We start from the raw sequence: 15,567 nt of genomic DNA, 5'->3' as shown, positions 1-15,567 counted from the left end.
ATGCGAATGAGATGCTGACTATCGGCTCCCCTGACCGGCGAAAAGCAAGTGGAAAACCTCGCTTGAATCCGCACCTGCCCACCGATGACGCACGCGAGTCGAGGACTCCCCGGAGTCTGTCGCGCCGACACCCCGGCGCGCCCGGGACCCGGCGGGGCCGCCAGGCTGGCGTCGAGCGGACAAAAAAAGGCCCGGTCATCCTGACCGGGCCTTCGGGTCAATCCAGCGGGGACTCCGCCCCGTCTGTCGCGGCAATCAGTTCCAGGTCGCCTTCAACGTGACACCGGAGAACGCGCTGTAGCCGTTGAGCATGATGTAGTACGTGCCCGTGGAGGGCGACGCCACGGTGCAGCTCTCGCTGTTGCCCGCGATGTACGGACGGCAGTCGTAGCTGCTGGTGGTCGGCGTGGAACCGAACTTCACATACAGATCCTCGTCACCCGAACCGCCAGAGGTGGTGATGGCCAGGTTCTTGGCACCGGCCGGGATCTGCACCGTGTAGTACAGCTTGGTGTTCTTCGAGCCGGACAGGCCGGTCACCGGCACACCGTTCTGCAGCACATTGCTGCCGCCACCACCACCGCCGCCGGTGCTCCAGGTCGCCTTGACGGTGACATTGGAGAATGCCGCGTAGCCGTGCAGGCGGACGTAGTACGTGCCGGCCTGGGTCGTCGCGTAGGTGCAGCTCTCGCTGTTGCCGGTCTTGTACGGGCGGCAGTCGTAGCTGGTCGAGGTCGGTACCGAGCCATACTTCGTGTACAGGTCGGCGTCGCCGCTGCCACCGGAGATCGTGATCACCAGGTTGGTGGCGCCGGACGGAATCGCCACGGTGTAGTTGAGGTCCGCGCCCGAGGCAGCCGACTGCCCCGTCACCGCGACGCCATTCTGCAGGGCGGTCGAACCACCGCCGCCACCACCGCCGCCGCCCGTGCCCGGGCAGGTCACACCCACGCCGTTGAACGCGGTGATCACGTCGTTGGCGTTGTAGCCCAGATCGGTGGCCGCCGATTCCACGCCGCAGGCGCCGGAATTGAAGGTCGAGGTCGCCGTCCAGTACGACTTGTTGGCCAGCGCGAACACCTGGAAGGCCTTCTTCACGTCCCAGCCGCCGGTCTTGGCCAGCAGGCAGAACGCCTTGTTGTAGACGCCCGAGCTGTAGTGCACATCGAGACTGGAGGTGTAGTCGGCCGCATTGTCGATCGAGCCACCGTCCTGCGGCGGGTTGCACATGTAGCGCAGCGCGTTGCCGATGCCCGCGCTGGTCTTGACGATGTCCGCTCCAACCAGGAAATCGGCCGCGCCGCGGTCATAGAACTCGGCCGCTTCGCCGGCGATGTCCGAGTACGCCTCGTTCATGCCGCCGGACTGGCCCGAGTACTGCAGGCCGGAGTTCTGCTCGGTGTAGCCGTGGCTGATCTCGTGACTGGTCACGTCCAGCGACACCAGCGGGTAGAACGTGCTGGCACCGTCGCCGAAGTACATCGCGGTGCCGTCCCAGAACGCGTTCTCGTAGTTGCTCTTGTAGTGCACGTTCATGCGCAGCTTGATGTTGAGCGGCGCCGCACCGGTGTAGGCCACGTACATGTCGTGCACCACGCCACCGAAGTGGTGGGCGTCGTTCACCGGCGAGTAGGCGCCGTTGATCGCGTCGGTGTTGCTGTTCGGGCAGGTGAAGCTGACGATGGATCCGCCGCTGGTGCCGTGATTGAGGTTGTAGGTCACCACATTGCTGTTGTTCAGCGTGCAGGTGCTGCCCGACTGGGTCACGTCCAGCGCGGCGTAGTCCGTGCCGTAGGTGTACAGACCGGTCTTCTGGTTGCCGCCGGGACCGGTGGCCGAGGCGTAGGTCAGGCCGTTCCAGCTCTGGATCACTTCGCCCGTGTTGGCATCGATGATGGCGGTGGGGCGCGAGACCTGGCCGTTTTCATGCGCCACGTACGACGTGCGGTAGACCAGGCGTGCCGGACCGTTGTCCTGCGGATAGACGAACAGGTCGGATTGCTGGTTGCTGATGGTGTTGCCGCCCACAAGGCTGGTGTGCGCATGCGACTTCAGCGTATTGAGCGCCTTGGCTGCACTCAGCTTCGGTGAGACCGAGACCAGGTCGGAGTCGAGGTTCTGCGCCAGCTCGCCGGTCGCGCGCAGCGCGTTGCCACCGGCATCCTCGACCACGGCCACGCTGCGGCCATACACCGGCACGCCGCGATAGAACTGCTGCTGGCGCACCACATGGCGCCCCAGGCCGAGCGGCACCGAACTGCGTGCGACCAGGGCGCTGTTCGCCCCGAGGCCGAAGTGCGCCGACAGCGAAGCGGCCGGCACGGCGGCCAGGCTCTGCCCATGAACGCTGTGGGTGGTGGCGGCGGTGGCGATGGACGCCGATGCCATGCCGATCGCGGCAACGAGGACCTTCAAGCGGAGATTGCTGCGCATTGCTTACTCCTTGACATTAATCGGGGCGCACTCGCCTTATGCGGCCACATAAGCCCCATTTATGGATAGCCGCACGACGGCGGCTTTGGATTTCGTCGGTTTGCTTAGCGATGCCTGCCGGTCCGAAGGCCGCCTCCCCCCCGTGACATCCTGTCAGGGCGGCGCGTGGACCATCACGATGAGGTGGGAGATTCCCAGTGCCTCCACAGGATCATCCGTCAACCTCCCCGCCAACGGATGCCACGACGATAGGTGGCAAGAAATTGCGAAACAAGGGGAATTATTCCTAGGGGGTGTGACCCTCTTCACGCGTGAGGGGGAGCTGGGCGGCCACGGATTGCAGCCACGCCCCCGGCACGGGAAACACCCCGGACGACATCACGCGCCACCCGCCCCCGTCACCCGCGGAGGGATCAGAGCATCCCGGTCTCGAGTTTGGCGATCTCGGACATCATCGAGTGGTTCCACGGCGGATCGAACACGAGATCGACATCCGCCTGGGCGATGGTGGGGATGAGTTCGAGCTTGGTACGAACGTCGTCGACCAGGATATCGCCCATGCCACAGCCCGGCGCGGTCAGGGTCATCTTCACGTAGACCTTGCGCTGGCCGTCTTCGGTGCCTTCCATGCTGACGTCGTAGACCAGTCCCAGTTCCACCACGTTGACCGGGATCTCCGGGTCGAACACGGTGCGCAGCTGCTCCCACACCAGCTTCTCGACCTCGGCGTCGCCAGCGCCGTCGGCCAGCTCGATCGCCGGCGGCGGCTCCTTGCCCAGCGCATCTGCATCGCTGCCGGCAATCCGGAACAGGTTGCCCTCGACGTACACGGTAAAGCTCCCACCCAGGGCCTGGGTGATGTAGCCGACCTGGCCCGCTGGCAGCACCACGGTCTCCCCCTGCGGCACCATGACGGCCGGGCAATCCCGCTCGAGGGTGAAAGGTTCGCTGCTCAGACTGAAACCGCTCATGCTTGTTCCGTGGTGAGATCCATGCGCCGAGGACGCATGTTCGGGGCCGCCATTATGACGCCCCGCAGCAGATCAGGTCTCCCCTCGTCCGAATCAACCCCGCGCCAGGCCACCACGAGCCCGCGTTATCATGGGCGCTTTGCGCGGAAACCTGATCCCGATGTCCCGTCCGGCCCAAACCCTCGCCCCATGAAGCGGCTGTACCGCTTCATGTCGTTCGTGCTCTCGCTGATCAGTGCCGCCATGCTCGGCCTTGCCGCCGGCGCCGTGTGGATGCTGCCCGTCGCCTATCGGCAGGGCGCCACGGCCTGGCTCGCCATCCCGGTCGGTGCCGTGCTCGGCTGGACCATCGCTCGCTGGATCAGCCCCCGACGCCGGGCAGCACCGTGGCTTGCTGCCGCAGCCACACTGCTCGCGGCGGTCTATGCAAACGTGCTGATCGCGAGCCTGCAGCTGGCGGGCTCACTGGGCCTGGGCCTGACCGAGACCATGCGCACCGCCGGCCCGGCCATGCTGTGGTCGCTGGCCGGGCTGGGCACACCCCACTGGCAGTGGATCTGGTTCGTCGCGGGCGCGGCCGTGGCCGCACTGACCGCGCGCCGGCTCAGCCGTCCAGCGTCTTGAGCGCCGCCACCAGCTCGCCCGCCGCCGCCTGCCCGTCGCCATAGAGCATGCGGGCATTGTCGGCGTAGAACAGGGCGTTCTCGATGCCGGCAAAGCCAGTGCCTTTGCCGCGCTTGATCACGATGACGTTCTTCGCCGCCGCCACATCGAGGATCGGCATGCCGTAGATCGGCGAAGCCGGATCGGTCTTGGCCACCGGATTGACCACGTCGTTGGCGCCGATCACCAGCGCCACGTCGGTATTGGGGAACTCAGGGTTGATGTCGTCCATGTCGGCGATCAGGTCGTACGGCACGCCGGCCTCGGCCAGCAGCACGTTCATGTGACCCGGCATGCGGCCGGCCACCGGATGGATCGCGAACTTCACCTTCACCCCGCGCTCGATCAGCAGCCGGGCGAACTCCCACACCTTGTGCTGCGCCTGGGCCACGGCCATGCCGTAGCCGGGCACGATCACCACGCGCTCGGCGTAGGCCATCATCACCGCCACGTCGCTGGCCTCGATCGGCTTCTGGCTGCCGGCGATCGCCTGGGCCTCGCCGCCCGCCGCCGCACCGAAGCTGCCGAAAAGCACGTTGCCGATCGAGCGGTTCATCGCCTTGGCCATCAGCTGGGTGAGCAGGGTACCGGCCGCACCGACCACGGTGCCGGCGATGATCATCGCCTCGTTCTGCAGCACGAAGCCTTCGAAGGCCACCGCCAGGCCGGTGAAGGCGTTGTACAGCGAAATCACCACCGGCATGTCGGCGCCACCGATCGGCAGCGTCATCATCAGCCCGAACAGCAAGGCCAGCACGAAGAACGCCACGATCAGCGGCATCGTCAGCTGCCCGGCGATCAGCATCCCGCCGCAGACCAGCGCCGCCAGCAGGATCAGCAGGTTGACCGCGCGCTGGCCGGGGAACACGAAACGCTTGTCCAGCCACCCCTGCAGCTTGGCGAAGGCGATCAGCGAGCCGGAGAAACTCACCGCACCGATCAGCGCGCCGATCACGCCCAGCGCAAGCTGGGCCGTGTCCGGCGCCACGGTCGGATCGGCGGCGAACTTGGCCCCGTCCAGCAGCACCACAGCACTGCCGGCGAAGCCGACCAGCTCGGACGCGCCGATCGCCGCCGCGGCGCCGCCGCCCATGCCGTTGTACAGCGCCACCATCTGCGGCATGTCGGTCATCGCCACGCGACGACCGGTCCACCAGGCGGCCGACACTCCCAGCAGCACCGCAACGCCGATCAGCCCGCGATGATGCAGGCCCGGCAGGGCAAACGTGATGAGCACCGCCAGCAACATGCCGTAGCCGGCCCAGACGATGCCGCCGCGCGCGGTGCGCGGCGAACTCATCCGCTTCAGGCCGAGGATGAACAGCAGCGCGGCCAGGAAATAGCAGGCCTTGATCAGGGTGGGGAGCCAGCTCATCAGTGGCCTCCCGGCTTGCCGCCGCCGGGCTTGCTGGACTTGAACATCTCCAGCATGCGCTCGGTCACCACGTAGCCCCCGGCGGCATTGCCCGCGCCGAGCAGCACGCCGATGAATCCGATCGCGATACCCAGCGTCGAATCGGCATGTCCTAGCGCGATCATCGCGCCGACCAGCACAATGCCGTGGACGAAATTGGACCCCGACATCAGCGGCGTGTGCAGGATCACCGGCACCCGGGCGATGATCTCGTAGCCGGTGAACGCGGCCAGCATGAAGATGTACAGCGCCAGGAAACCGTCGATCATGACCCCTCCCCGCCAGCACGATGTGGTTCGGGCATCATACGGGCGGCCGTCAACGTGTGCGAGCGTGCCGCGTTGAGCGGGGAGACCGAACCGATGGAGCCGGACGATGAATTGCCGGGACCCGTGGACGCCGAAGCGATGAGCAGCCTCGCCCAGCCCTTGGCCGACGACCTGCTGGTCGACGGTAACGACGCCCGTGCCGTACCTGCCTCGCTGGACGCCTTCCTGGCCCAGGTCGAACGTCGCGCCTTCCGCATGGCCGAGCTGCAGCTGGGCCACCGCGAGGACGCCTTCGACGCGGTACAGGACGCCATGCTGCGGTTGGTGCGGCATTACCGGGACAAGCCCCCCGGCGAGTGGGCCCCGCTGTTCTGGGGCATCCTGCGGCGGCGCATCGTGGATCTGCAGCGTCGTCGCAAGGTGCGATCGATCGTGGTCGGCTGGCTCGGTGGCGGCCGCGACGGCGATGGCGAGGAACTGCCTGCGTGGGAACCGGCCGACCGCGCGCCGGGGCCGCTGGACCGGCTGCAGGACGCGCAGTCCTACCGGGACATGGCCGAAGCGGTGCGCAGGCTGCCGCAACGCCAGCGCGAAGCGTTCATGCTGCGCGTGCTGGAAGGGCTGGACGTCGCCGAGACCGCCCGCGCCATGGGCTGCTCCGAGGGCAGCGTGAAAACCCATCTGTCGCGCGCCATGCACCACCTGCGCGACCAACTGGAGGACTGGCGATGAACTCGCCCGACGATCGCATCGAACAACGTGCCCGTGCGCTGTTCCGGCAGGCCAGCCACTCGTTGGACCCGGCCATGGCCGATCGCCTCCGCGCCGCACGGCGGGATGCATTGCAGACGGCAACACCCGCACACCGAGCAGTCCGCCTGCTTCTGCTGCCGGCTGGCGCCTTTGCCGCGGTCGCGCTGGCCGCGCTGATGGTCTGGTCGCCACGCCATCCGGTACCGGCTGGCGCCCCGGCGACCATGGTCGCTGCCGCCGCGGCACGGGCACCGGACGACGGCGAGCTGCCGCCGGATGCCGACAGCGCCGATCCCGCGCTTTACCAGAACCTCGACTTCTACGGCTGGCTGGCCGCCAACGACCCGCCTGCCACCACCCGGCGCTGAGCCATGCACGCCTCCCGCTCCCCCGCTGTGCGCCTGATCCTCGCCTTCGGCCTGCTGCTGGCCGCCGGGCCGTCGGCGCTGTACGCGCAGGACTCCTCTCCCCAGGGGGTACCCGATATCCTGCGCACGGCTGCGCCGGCGCCGCGGCCGTGGCAGAGCCTGTCGCCGGCACAGCGCGAGCTGCTCGCTCCCCTGCACAAGGACTGGAACACGCTGCCTCCGCGCAAGCAGGCGCACATGCTGGAGAAGAGCGAGCACTGGCTGGCGCTGCCGCCGCAACAGCGGGAAAAGATCCGCGAACGGATCGCCCGCTGGCAGGCCATGACGCCGGAGGAGCGCCGACTGGCCCGCGAGAACATGCGCAAGTTCCACGAACTTCCGCCGCAGCAGCGGCGCGAGCTGCACGACGCGTTCCGCCAGTTCCAGGCGATGCCGCCGGATCGGCGCGAGGCGCTGTTGCGCCAGTGGCGCTCGCTCTCGATCGAGCAGCGACAGCAGTGGATCGACCACATGCGCCATGGCGGCATGCGGCACGGGGGCATGCCCCCGCCGCCCCCTCCCCCGCCACCTCCTGGAGCAGGGGGCCGGCACCACCCGTTCTGAGCGGCCGCCGGCGGCTCAGCCGCCGAAGTGGGCCTGGCCGTCGCGTGTCACACAGCTCTTGGCGACCAGCTCGTCCTCGTAGTCGGGCGCGAGTTCGCCGTCGCGCACCAGCAGCTCGAGGAAGTTGAACACGTTGCGGGCGTACATCTCCGAAGCGTGCAGCGGCGCGCCGGCCGGCAGGTTCAGCGGGCCGAGGATGACCACCCCGCCCTGCTCCACCCGCTCGCCCGGCCGGGTCAGCTCGCAGTTGCCGCCGCCCTCGGCAGCGAGGTCGACGATCAGGGCGCTGGGCTTCATGCCCGCCACCATCGCCGCACTGATGATCTTCGGCGCCGGGCGCCCGGGTACCGCCGCCGTGGTAACGACCACGTCGATGTTCTTCAGGTGGTCGGCCAGGGCCTGCTGCTGCGCCGCGCGCTCCTCGGCCGAAAGCTCGCGCGCATAGCCGCCGCTGCCGGCCGCACTGACGCCAAGGTCGAGGAACTTGGCTCCCAGCGACTCCACCTGTTCGCGCGTTTCCGGGCGCACGTCGTAGCCCTCGGTCTGCGCGCCGAGCCGGCGGGCGGTGGCGATCGCCTGCAGGCCGGCGACACCCGCACCGATCACCAGCACGCGCGACGGACGGATGGTGCCGGCCGCCGTGGTGAGCATGGGGAAGAACTTCGGCGCCGCTTCGGCGGCGATCAGCATCGCGCGGTAGCCGGCCACGGCTGCCTGCGAACTGAGCACGTCCATCGCCTGGGCCCGCGTGGTCCGCGGCAGCAGCTCCAGCGCGAACGCGGCGAGTCGCCGCGCGCCCATCGCCGCCAGCCGTGCGGCAGCGCCGTAGGGACGCAGCTGACCGACCACCACCGACTGCTCGCGCAGCGCCGCCACTGCGGCGTCCGTCGGCGGCAGTACGCAGGCCAGCACATCGGCCTGGGCGCAGACCTCGTTCGCCGGGGCGAACGTCGCCTCCGGATAAGCCATATCGGGGAAGCCTGCCGCAGCACCAGCGCCGTGCTCGAGCAGCACCCGCCAACCGCGGCCGTGCATCTTCTTCGCCATTTCCGGCGTGATCGCCACCCGGCGCTCGCCGGCGGCGGTTTCGCGCAGTGCGGCCACGGTGATCGGCATCGTGCACTCCCCCAGGGAAAGGTCCGGGCATCGTAGTCCGGCGCCAGGCGCTTGGCGACCCTGCCCGCGGATGCCGATCGGCAGGGATGAACCGGTCGCCCCGGGCGCAGTAGACTGGCCCGCCGCCGGTTGCCCGGAGGCGTCCGGCGGGGTCACCGCGGAGACCCTGATGGATCCAGACCAGCTGCCTGTCGACGAACTGCTGCAAGACGCCCGCGCCGCCCGCCTGCTTGCCTACGCCCCCTACTCGCGCTTTCGCGTCGGCGCCGTGGTGCTGACCCGCGACGGACGCCGTTTCCGCGGCTGCAACGTGGAGAACGCCGCCTACGGCCTGTGCAACTGCGCCGAACGCACCGCGCTATTCAGCGCGATCGCCGCCGGCTGCCGACCCGGCGACTTTGCCGGGCTGGCCGTGGTCGCCGACACCCCGGCGCCGGTCAGCCCCTGCGGCGCCTGCCGCCAGGTGATGGCCGAGCTGTGCGACCAGGCGATGCCGGTACTGCTTGGCCACCTGGGCGAGCGCGTGCAGCGCGTCAGCGTGGCCGAACTGCTGCCAGGCTCGTTCAGCCTCCCCCATACCCACGAGTGATGCCATGACCGACACCCCTGCCGACGCGCTCGCCCTGCTGCACCGGCGCCACTCGCCGCCGTCGCGCCAGCTGGTCGACCCGGCACCCGACCCGACCACGCTGCATGCCCTGCTGGAAGCGGCCGTGCGCGTGCCGGACCACGGCAAGCTGGTGCCGTTCCGCCTGATCGCCCTGCGCGGCGAACACAAGCTGCGCTTCGGCGAACGGCTGGCCTCGCGGGCGATCGCGCGCAACCCGGAACTGTCCGAGGCCAAGCGCGAAAAGGAACGCACGCGCTACACCTTCGCGCCGCTGGTGCTGGTGGTGGTCTGCCGCATCGACACCACCAGCAGCGTGCCGCCGATGGAGCAGCAGCTCAGCGCCGGCTGCGTGGCCTACAACCTGCTGCTGGGCGCCGAGGCGCTGGGTTTCGGCGCTCAGTGGCTCACTGGCTGGACCGCCTACGACAGCGAGGTCGCCTCGCTGCTCGGGCTGGGCGAGCATGAGCAGGTCGTCGGCTTCGTGCATATCGGCACGCTGCAGGCCGAAGTGCCCGACCGCGAACGGCCAAGGGTGGACGACCTGCTCAGCGAATGGCGCGACCCGGTGTGAGCGCGTCTGCCGCCCATCCGTCGGCACATCTGGTCGACGGCAGCCTCTACGTGTTCCGCGCATGGCACTCGATGCCGGACGAGTTCCACGACGTCGACGGCCACCCGGTCAACGCCGTGCACGGCTACACCCGGTTCCTGTGCGAACTGCTGGAGAAGACGCGACCGGAGCGTGTCGCGGTGGCCTTCGACGCCTCGCTCACCAGCTCGTTCCGCAACGCGATCTATCCACCCTACAAGGCCAACCGGGAGTTGCCGCCGCCGGACCTGGAGCATCAGTTCGTGCTGTGCCGCGAGGTCACCGCGGCGCTGGGCGTGACGGTGCTGATCGACCACAGCTTCGAGGCCGACGACCTGATCGGCAGCGCGCTGTGGCACCTGCGCGGCCACGGCATTCCCAGCGTGATCGTGTCGGCCGACAAGGACTTCGGCCAGCTGCTCGGCGAGCACGACCGGCAATGGGACTTCGCCCGCAATCTGCGCTGGGGCCCGGACGGCGTGCACGAAAAGCTGGGCGTGCACCCGCACCAGGTGGCCGACTACCTCGCCCTGTGCGGCGACGCGGTGGACAACATCCCCGGCGTGCCCGGCGTGGGCGCCAAGACCGCCGCCGCGCTGCTGGCCCACTTCGGCAGCCTGGACGCGCTGCTGGAGCGGGTCGACGAGGTGCCGTTCCTGCGCCTGCGCGGCGCCACCAGTTGCGCCGCGCGGTTGCGCGAGCACGGAGAGATGGCACGGCTGTACCGCCGGCTGACCCGCATCGCACTGGACGCGCCGGTGACCGACCACGTGGACGGCTTGCGCCGTGCACCGGTGGACACCGGCACGCTCGATGCCCTGTGCGAGCGTCTGCGCTTCGGCCCGCTGACCCGTGCGCGCCTGCGCGCGCTGGCCGACGACTGAGGCTTTCCCAGTGCGCCGCACCGGCGGCCGGTATCGGGCTGCTTCACGGTCAAAGGGAACTCGTGGGAGGGGCTTCAGCCCCGACGTCGGCCCGCGGAAGCGTCGGCGCTGAAGCCCCTCCCGCGAAGGCGCGCCGGTGGTTGAGCGCAGCGCTGGCGCGGGGCACCATGCGCGAATGAATCCCGACACCCTGCCGACGCCACCCGACGCCCACGCTCCCGTGGAAACCCTCTACCAGGGCCGTTGGCTGACCCTGCGACAGCGCGGTCGCTGGGAGTACGTGGAGCGCAACAACCCCGGTGGTGCGGTGATCATCCTGGCGGTGACACCCCAGGACCGCGTGCTGTTCGTCGAGCAATACCGGGTGCCGATCCTGCAGCGGACCATCGAGATGCCGGCCGGTCTGGTCGGCGACCTTGCCGAACAGGCCGACGAAGGCGCGCTGATCGCCGCAGCGCGCGAGCTGGAAGAGGAGACCGGCTACCGCTGCGGCCGGATGGATTTCATCCACGAAGGCCCGTCGTCCTCGGGCATGAGCACCGAGATGATCGCCTTCGCGCGCGCCTGGGAGCTGGAAAAGGTCGGCCCCGGAGGCGGCGACGAGAGCGAGGACATCATCGTCCACGAGGTGCCCAGGGCCGAGGCCGGCGCCTGGCTGTTCGCCCGGGCGGCCGAAGGCTATTCGATCGACCCCAAGCTGTTCGCCGGACTGTGGTTCCTGGAACACGGCGGGCAGGCCGAACACATCACGCACGAAATGTGATCCACATCACACAAGTTGCGCGATGGGAGCTAAAGATTTCCCGCGCAGCGCCGATTCCCTCAGCAACTGTCTCCATCCATCCCCGAGGGAATCCTGCTCATGAAGACCCTGCTCGCCTCCGCCGTGCTGCTGCTGGCCCCGCTGGCTGCCCATGCCGCCTGCGCGCCGACCGATTTCGCCATCCAGGACTTCAAGGTCGCCGCCTCCGGCGCCGGGATGGGCACCCGCATGATGATGAAGGGCCAGGTGGTCAACCACTGCGCCGAGCCGGCTGCTGCCCAGATCACCATTGCCGCGAAGGACGCCAACGGCAACGTGATCCAGGAGAAGAAGGGCTGGCCGGCCGGCACCACCAACATCGCCCCGGGCCAGTCGGTCGATTTCGACCTGGGTCGCCTGTTCCGCTACTCCTCCGACATGGCCACCTACACGGTGAGCATCGCCTCGGTGCGCACCTGGTAAGACGATCCAGTCAAACCCACTGCCAGAAAACGGGGGCCTCAGGCCCCCGTTTTCTTTTGCCGGAACGCCACCCGCCCGTGCACCGGGTCCAGGCACACCACGTGGCGGGCAAAGAAGCCGCTGCCCAGCACCGCGTCGACGTCCGGCGCCGTGAACTGGCGCAACATGAACTTCCAGGGACCGGCCGGCTGACCGGCCACTTCGAAGCGCTGGAAGGTAAAGCGACGCAGCAGGTCCGCGTCCTCGACCCGGCTGGCGATCGCCGAGGGACGCAGCACGTCGGCAGCGGCACCGGTGTCCCACTGCACCCGCAGCGGCCCCTTTCCGGTCTGCACCTCGGACACCATCACGCCATTCTCCAGGCGCAGCGGGCCGCCGACGCTGCCGCACTCGGCCTCGAGCACGCCTTCGGCCGATGCCGGATAGAGCCGCAGCTCGCCACCCGACTCGTCGAACACCATCTGGTATCGCCCGAGCAGGCCGAACCCGATCAGACCATCCTGGGGGTAACCCGCCTTGCCGGCGTCCCCCACCAGCTCGTTGCCGTCGAACTGCGTCGCCGTGAGTCGTCCGGCGACGAGGCCGGTGGCACGGAAGATGCGCGAGGTGAACAACCGGCCACTGGCGTCGCGCCACGATTCGGCGTCGCCCGTGAAGGTCACCGGCAAGCGTGCAAGCACGTCGGTCTTCAGGCCCACCACCTGGTAGTTGCCCACATCGATGAACAGCGTCACCGGTTTGCCGCCGATCGTCGCCTGTGTGGTGGGCAGGCCATGTTCCAGCCGGATCGGCACGCGCATGGGGTCGGGCAACGGCGTGGCCGCCCGGGCGGCGCCCAAAACAAAGGCCAGCACGAAGCCGGCCTTGCGGATGGTTGACGGCATCGTGTTCCTCCATGGACACGCGTCGCCGGGCGGCAAGCCCTCCCTGCCCCGGCCGCGATGCCCCGGTACGATGCCAGAGCCGCCCCGACGCCACCAGCGCCGGAGCGATCTCAGTGCAGCACGAACAGCTTGTCGAAGCCGGCCACCTTGAACGTGTTGCGCAGCTCGCTGCCGGCATTGACGATGCGGATCTCCGCCTTGTCCGAGCCGGCGTGCTCGCGCAGCAGCAGCAGCATGCCGAGCGCGGAGCTGTCCATGCTGGTGACGTCGCTCATGTCGACGATGTAGCTGCGCGCGCGCACCTGGGCACCCAGGCAGGCGTCGTGGAAATCGCGATGTACGGAGAAGTCGAAGCGCTCGCCCAGCTGCAGGGTCAGGCTGTCGTTCTCGCTGTCGTGGTGGACGGTCAGGCTCATGGCTATTACCTCAGAACAGTTCGATTTCGCCGGCGTCCATCGAGCTCTGCAGCGCCGGGCCGCGCGCACGCAGGCGGGCCTTCTCGCGCTGGATCGCCAGCCGGCTGCGCACCTGCTCGGCGCGCTGGGCGATCGCATCGTCTTCCACGCCGCCGCAGGCCAGGTCCTCGATGTCGCGGGTGCTGTCGGAGATCACCTCCTGCAGCTCGACCAGACGGGTGCGGGTCTGGTTGATCAGCTGGCTGAGGATGTCCTCGAACTGCAGCGAGCGGATCGTGGTGGACACGTCGCTGCCCAGGCCGCGGTTGATCTCCACCACCTGGTCGGCCACCGCGCTGGTGCGCGCGTCGGACTCGGTGACGTGGCTCATCATCGCGTCGATGCCGCCCTTGGCCGACAGCGCCACGTTGAGGTCCTGCGAGGCCATCGTTCCGACCAGGCCGCGCAGCTGCTCCATCGCACCGCGGGCACGCTCGACGTGGCTGCCGATCTGGTCGTTGAACTGGTTGGAGTGGCTGGCCAGGTTGCGGATCTCGCCGGCGACCACCGCGAAGCCGCGACCGGCCTCGCCGGCGCGCGCCGCCTCGATCGACGCATTCAGCGCCAGCAGGTTGGTTTCCTCGGCGATGGTGTTGACGTTCTTCAGCAGGCCGAACACCGCGTCCATCTCCTTGGCCATGCCGTCGATGCGGTAGACGATGCGCAGGCTCTCGCGCGACATCTGCACGATCATGCCGACGAAGTGCTCCAGCAGGTCGGAGGTGCGGCCGGCAAAGTCCTGCACCGACACCTCGCCGTTCTGCACGTCGATGATCTGCTTGAGCAGCGACTGCTGCTGGCCGGTCTTGCGCGACAGGCCATCGAAGCCGCCGCCGAGCTCCAGCACCGCGTCGCGCAGCAGGTCCATCGCCTGGTGCAGCTCGCGGGTGGCGTGGCCGAGCTCGTCGACCAGGGCGCTGCGCACGTCTTCAAGCGCCTCGCGCACCGGCTCGACGTGGGCCGGCGACGCGGCTTCCACCTCGGGTGCCGGCGGCACGCGGCGGCTCTCGACGATCCACACCGCGGTGAGCAGCACCACCAGCAGCGGCGCGAGCCAGGCCGGGTGCCAGAACAGGCTGACCAGCAGAGCCACGATGCTGGCCGGCAGGCCGACGGCGAGGCGCGATTGGAAGAAGCGGAGGATGGCTTGCATGGGATTGGGCTCGATCATGCGCCGACGGCGCTCTTGAGGGGTTGGCGCGCCATCTGCAGCAGGCGCGCGGCGATTTCGTCCAGCGGCAGCGCCTCGCGCGCCGCACCGAGTTTCCAGGCGGCGCCGGGCATGCCCCACACCACCGAAGTCGCCTCGTCCTGCACCACGGTGCGGGCACCGGCCTGGCTGAGCTCGAGCAGGCCTCGCGCACCGTCGTCACCCATGCCGGTGAGCAGCGCGGCGACCGTGGCGGCGCCGGCACTGGCCGCCATGGAGCGGAACAGCACGTCGACGCTCGGCTTGTGCCTGTTCACCGGCGGGCCGTCATGCAAGCGGCAGACATATTTGGCACCGTCCCACATCACCAGCAGATGCTGGCCGCCGGGCGCGATGTAGGCGTGGCCGGGCTGGATCGGCTGGCCATCCTGGGCTTCGCACACGCGCATCGCCGAGCAATGGTCCATGCGGGTCGCGAAGGGGCCGCTGAAGGCCGCCGGAATATGCTGGGTGATCAGTACCGGCGGCGCATCCGGCGGCATCTGCTCCAGCACCACGCGGATCGCCTCGGTGCCGCCGGTGGAGGCGCCGATCGCGATCAGCGGGCTGCCGCCGCGGGTACCGGCGCCCTGGGCGCGCGGCAGCACCGCATCGGCCGAGAGCCGCGGCGGAACGTCCAGCTTGCGCACTTCGGTGCGCACGCGCGGCTTGGCGCCGGCGGCGGCGATGACCTTGGCGCAGATCTCCTGCGCCCCGTCGGAGAACGTGCTGGCCAGGTCGCTGTTCGGCTTGGTGAAGAAATCCACCGCGCCCAGCTCGAGCGCGCGCAGCGTGACCTCGGCGCCCTGCTCGGTCAGCGAGGACACCATCACCACCGGCATCGGCCGCAGCCGCATCAGGTTCTCTAGGAAGGTGATGCCGTCCATGCGCGGCATCTCCACGTCCAGCGTGAGCACGTCGGGGTTGAGCTGCTTGATCTTCTCGCGCGCGATCAGCGGGTCCGGCGCGGTGCCGACCACCTCGATGCGCGGATCGCTCGAGAGCATGGTCGACATCAGCTTCCGCACCAGCGCGGAATCATCGACCACCAGGACTCGCACTTTTTCCATTGCCCGTTCTCTCTCGACTTCGTCTTGTCTGCGCCGCGACTGCGGCCGACCGATCGGCTGCTCCGGCGCCA

At 68.9% G+C, this 15,567-nt stretch carries 18 protein-coding genes; 9 read left to right on the top strand and 9 right to left on the bottom strand.

The genetic code is table 11. The annotated features are described in order from the left end of the window. Nucleotides 1–255 precede the first annotated feature (255 nt). Together C693_RS0118550 and sufT are read right to left on the bottom strand one after the other, a co-directional pair. Nucleotides 256–2,433 (bottom strand): M4 family metallopeptidase, encoded by a 2,178-nt coding sequence (locus C693_RS0118550; protein ID WP_017463785.1) that lies wholly within the window; start codon nt 2,431–2,433, stop codon nt 256–258. A gap of 413 nt (nt 2,434–2,846) precedes the next feature. After that, on the bottom strand, nt 2,847–3,404 hold the full coding sequence (sufT, locus tag C693_RS0118545; RefSeq protein ID WP_017463784.1) for a putative Fe-S cluster assembly protein SufT: 558 nt from the start codon (nt 3,402–3,404) through the stop codon (nt 2,847–2,849). Nucleotides 3,405–3,593: 189 nt separating this feature from the next. Between sufT and C693_RS0118540 the strand changes: the two genes are divergently transcribed. Beyond that, nucleotides 3,594–4,028, top strand: coding sequence for a hypothetical protein (locus C693_RS0118540; protein ID WP_017463783.1), 435 nt, complete (start codon nt 3,594–3,596; stop codon nt 4,026–4,028). Here the strand turns inward: C693_RS0118540 and C693_RS0118535 are convergent. Both C693_RS0118535 and C693_RS0118530 read right to left on the bottom strand, forming a co-directional pair. Continuing rightward, entirely contained in the window at nt 4,009–5,442 is a 1,434-nt protein-coding gene (locus C693_RS0118535; protein ID WP_017463782.1) for an NAD(P)(+) transhydrogenase (Re/Si-specific) subunit beta, read from the bottom strand. The two genes, C693_RS0118540 and C693_RS0118535, sit on opposite strands and share 20 nt — an antisense overlap. Next, nucleotides 5,442–5,750: an NAD(P) transhydrogenase subunit alpha gene (locus tag C693_RS0118530; RefSeq protein ID WP_017463781.1), complete on the bottom strand. Its 309-nt coding sequence runs from the start codon at nt 5,748–5,750 to the stop codon at nt 5,442–5,444. The genes C693_RS0118535 and C693_RS0118530 overlap by 1 nt, the downstream gene beginning before the upstream one ends. Before the next feature lie 138 nt (nt 5,751–5,888). On the opposite strand from C693_RS0118530, the gene C693_RS0118525 reads away from it, so the two are divergent. Genes C693_RS0118525 through C693_RS0118515 form a run of 3 tightly spaced genes read left to right on the top strand, consistent with a single transcriptional unit; the run spans nt 5,889 to nt 7,474 of the window. Next, nucleotides 5,889–6,482, top strand: a complete 594-nt coding sequence (locus C693_RS0118525; RefSeq protein WP_043599297.1) for an RNA polymerase sigma factor — start codon at nt 5,889–5,891, stop codon at nt 6,480–6,482. After that, nucleotides 6,479–6,871 carry a hypothetical protein gene (locus tag C693_RS0118520; protein ID WP_017463779.1) on the top strand — a complete coding sequence of 131 codons (393 nt, stop codon included), beginning with the start codon at nt 6,479–6,481 and terminating at the stop codon, nt 6,869–6,871. The genes C693_RS0118525 and C693_RS0118520 overlap by 4 nt, the downstream gene beginning before the upstream one ends. A gap of 3 nt (nt 6,872–6,874) precedes the next feature. After that, a complete protein-coding gene (locus C693_RS0118515; protein ID WP_017463778.1) occupies nt 6,875–7,474 on the top strand; it encodes a DUF3106 domain-containing protein in 600 nt (199 codons plus the stop codon). Nucleotides 7,475–7,489: 15 nt separating this feature from the next. Here the strand turns inward: C693_RS0118515 and C693_RS0118510 are convergent, their stop codons facing one another. Beyond that, the gene (locus C693_RS0118510) at nt 7,490–8,590 is read right to left on the bottom strand and encodes an NAD(P) transhydrogenase subunit alpha (protein ID WP_017463777.1); all 1,101 of its coding nucleotides are present in this window, start codon (nt 8,588–8,590) and stop codon (nt 7,490–7,492) included. Between the two features lie 169 nt (nt 8,591–8,759). Between C693_RS0118510 and cdd the strand changes: the two genes are divergently transcribed. The 5 genes from cdd to C693_RS0118485 all read left to right on the top strand — a co-directional run bounded on the left by cdd (nt 8,760) and on the right by C693_RS0118485 (nt 11,898). Beyond that, on the top strand, nt 8,760–9,179 hold the full coding sequence (gene cdd, locus C693_RS0118505) for a cytidine deaminase (protein ID WP_017463776.1): 420 nt from the start codon (nt 8,760–8,762) through the stop codon (nt 9,177–9,179). A 4-nt stretch (nt 9,180–9,183) separates the two neighbouring features. Continuing rightward, entirely contained in the window at nt 9,184–9,771 is a 588-nt protein-coding gene (locus tag C693_RS0118500) for a nitroreductase family protein (RefSeq protein WP_017463775.1), read from the top strand. Further along, complete coding sequence (locus C693_RS0118495) at nt 9,753–10,673, top strand: 5'-3' exonuclease (RefSeq protein ID WP_017463774.1); 921 nt, start codon at nt 9,753–9,755, stop codon at nt 10,671–10,673. The genes C693_RS0118500 and C693_RS0118495 overlap by 19 nt, the downstream gene beginning before the upstream one ends. Before the next feature lie 175 nt (nt 10,674–10,848). Then, entirely contained in the window at nt 10,849–11,436 is a 588-nt protein-coding gene (locus C693_RS0118490) for an NUDIX hydrolase (protein WP_017463773.1), read from the top strand. 99 nt (nt 11,437–11,535) lie between these two features. Further along, entirely contained in the window at nt 11,536–11,898 is a 363-nt protein-coding gene (locus C693_RS0118485) for a hypothetical protein (protein WP_017463772.1), read from the top strand. Nucleotides 11,899–11,936: 38 nt separating this feature from the next. On the opposite strand, the gene C693_RS0118480 is transcribed toward C693_RS0118485, so the two are convergent. From C693_RS0118480 to C693_RS0118465, 4 genes are all read right to left on the bottom strand, one after another. Then, nucleotides 11,937–12,782, bottom strand: coding sequence for a hypothetical protein (locus C693_RS0118480; RefSeq protein WP_017463771.1), 846 nt, complete (start codon nt 12,780–12,782; stop codon nt 11,937–11,939). A 110-nt stretch (nt 12,783–12,892) separates the two neighbouring features. Then, a complete protein-coding gene (locus C693_RS0118475; protein ID WP_017463770.1) occupies nt 12,893–13,198 on the bottom strand; it encodes an STAS domain-containing protein in 306 nt (101 codons plus the stop codon). 10 nt (nt 13,199–13,208) lie between these two features. Beyond that, entirely contained in the window at nt 13,209–14,390 is a 1,182-nt protein-coding gene (locus C693_RS0118470; RefSeq protein ID WP_043599287.1) for a methyl-accepting chemotaxis protein, read from the bottom strand. 14 nt (nt 14,391–14,404) lie between these two features. Then, nucleotides 14,405–15,496, bottom strand: coding sequence for a protein-glutamate methylesterase/protein-glutamine glutaminase (locus C693_RS0118465; RefSeq protein WP_017463768.1), 1,092 nt, complete (start codon nt 15,494–15,496; stop codon nt 14,405–14,407). Between the last annotated feature and the right edge of the window lie 71 nt (nt 15,497–15,567).

Origin of the sequence: Dyella ginsengisoli LA-4 (genome assembly GCF_000334915.1) — a bacterium.
Taxonomy (GTDB): Bacteria; Pseudomonadota; Gammaproteobacteria; order Xanthomonadales; family Rhodanobacteraceae; genus Dyella_A; species Dyella_A ginsengisoli_A.
The sequence above is the reverse complement of the archived record's forward strand: the minus strand, read 5'-3'. Positions and strand labels throughout refer to the sequence as shown.

What these genes read in the sequence shown, in the direction of transcription:
- C693_RS0118470 (WP_043599287.1), bottom strand. Translation starts at nt 14,390, where the DNA reads ATGCAAGCCATCCTCCGCTTCTTCCAATCGCGCCTCGCCGTCGGCCTG.
- C693_RS0118520 (WP_017463779.1), top strand. Translation starts at nt 6,479, where the DNA reads ATGAACTCGCCCGACGATCGCATCGAACAACGTGCCCGTGCGCTGTTC.
- C693_RS0118550 (WP_017463785.1), bottom strand. Translation starts at nt 2,433, where the DNA reads ATGCGCAGCAATCTCCGCTTGAAGGTCCTCGTTGCCGCGATCGGCATG.
- sufT (WP_017463784.1), bottom strand. Translation starts at nt 3,404, where the DNA reads ATGAGCGGTTTCAGTCTGAGCAGCGAACCTTTCACCCTCGAGCGGGAT.
- cdd (WP_017463776.1), top strand. Translation starts at nt 8,760, where the DNA reads ATGGATCCAGACCAGCTGCCTGTCGACGAACTGCTGCAAGACGCCCGC.
- C693_RS0118490 (WP_017463773.1), top strand. Translation starts at nt 10,849, where the DNA reads ATGAATCCCGACACCCTGCCGACGCCACCCGACGCCCACGCTCCCGTG.
- C693_RS0118540 (WP_017463783.1), top strand. Translation starts at nt 3,594, where the DNA reads ATGAAGCGGCTGTACCGCTTCATGTCGTTCGTGCTCTCGCTGATCAGT.
- C693_RS0118535 (WP_017463782.1), bottom strand. Translation starts at nt 5,442, where the DNA reads ATGAGCTGGCTCCCCACCCTGATCAAGGCCTGCTATTTCCTGGCCGCG.
- C693_RS0118480 (WP_017463771.1), bottom strand. Translation starts at nt 12,782, where the DNA reads ATGCCGTCAACCATCCGCAAGGCCGGCTTCGTGCTGGCCTTTGTTTTG.
- C693_RS0118465 (WP_017463768.1), bottom strand. Translation starts at nt 15,496, where the DNA reads ATGGAAAAAGTGCGAGTCCTGGTGGTCGATGATTCCGCGCTGGTGCGG.
- C693_RS0118515 (WP_017463778.1), top strand. Translation starts at nt 6,875, where the DNA reads ATGCACGCCTCCCGCTCCCCCGCTGTGCGCCTGATCCTCGCCTTCGGC.
- C693_RS0118495 (WP_017463774.1), top strand. Translation starts at nt 9,753, where the DNA reads ATGGCGCGACCCGGTGTGAGCGCGTCTGCCGCCCATCCGTCGGCACAT.
- C693_RS0118525 (WP_043599297.1), top strand. Translation starts at nt 5,889, where the DNA reads ATGAGCAGCCTCGCCCAGCCCTTGGCCGACGACCTGCTGGTCGACGGT.
- C693_RS0118475 (WP_017463770.1), bottom strand. Translation starts at nt 13,198, where the DNA reads ATGAGCCTGACCGTCCACCACGACAGCGAGAACGACAGCCTGACCCTG.
- C693_RS0118530 (WP_017463781.1), bottom strand. Translation starts at nt 5,750, where the DNA reads ATGATCGACGGTTTCCTGGCGCTGTACATCTTCATGCTGGCCGCGTTC.
- C693_RS0118500 (WP_017463775.1), top strand. Translation starts at nt 9,184, where the DNA reads ATGACCGACACCCCTGCCGACGCGCTCGCCCTGCTGCACCGGCGCCAC.
- C693_RS0118485 (WP_017463772.1), top strand. Translation starts at nt 11,536, where the DNA reads ATGAAGACCCTGCTCGCCTCCGCCGTGCTGCTGCTGGCCCCGCTGGCT.
- C693_RS0118510 (WP_017463777.1), bottom strand. Translation starts at nt 8,590, where the DNA reads ATGCCGATCACCGTGGCCGCACTGCGCGAAACCGCCGCCGGCGAGCGC.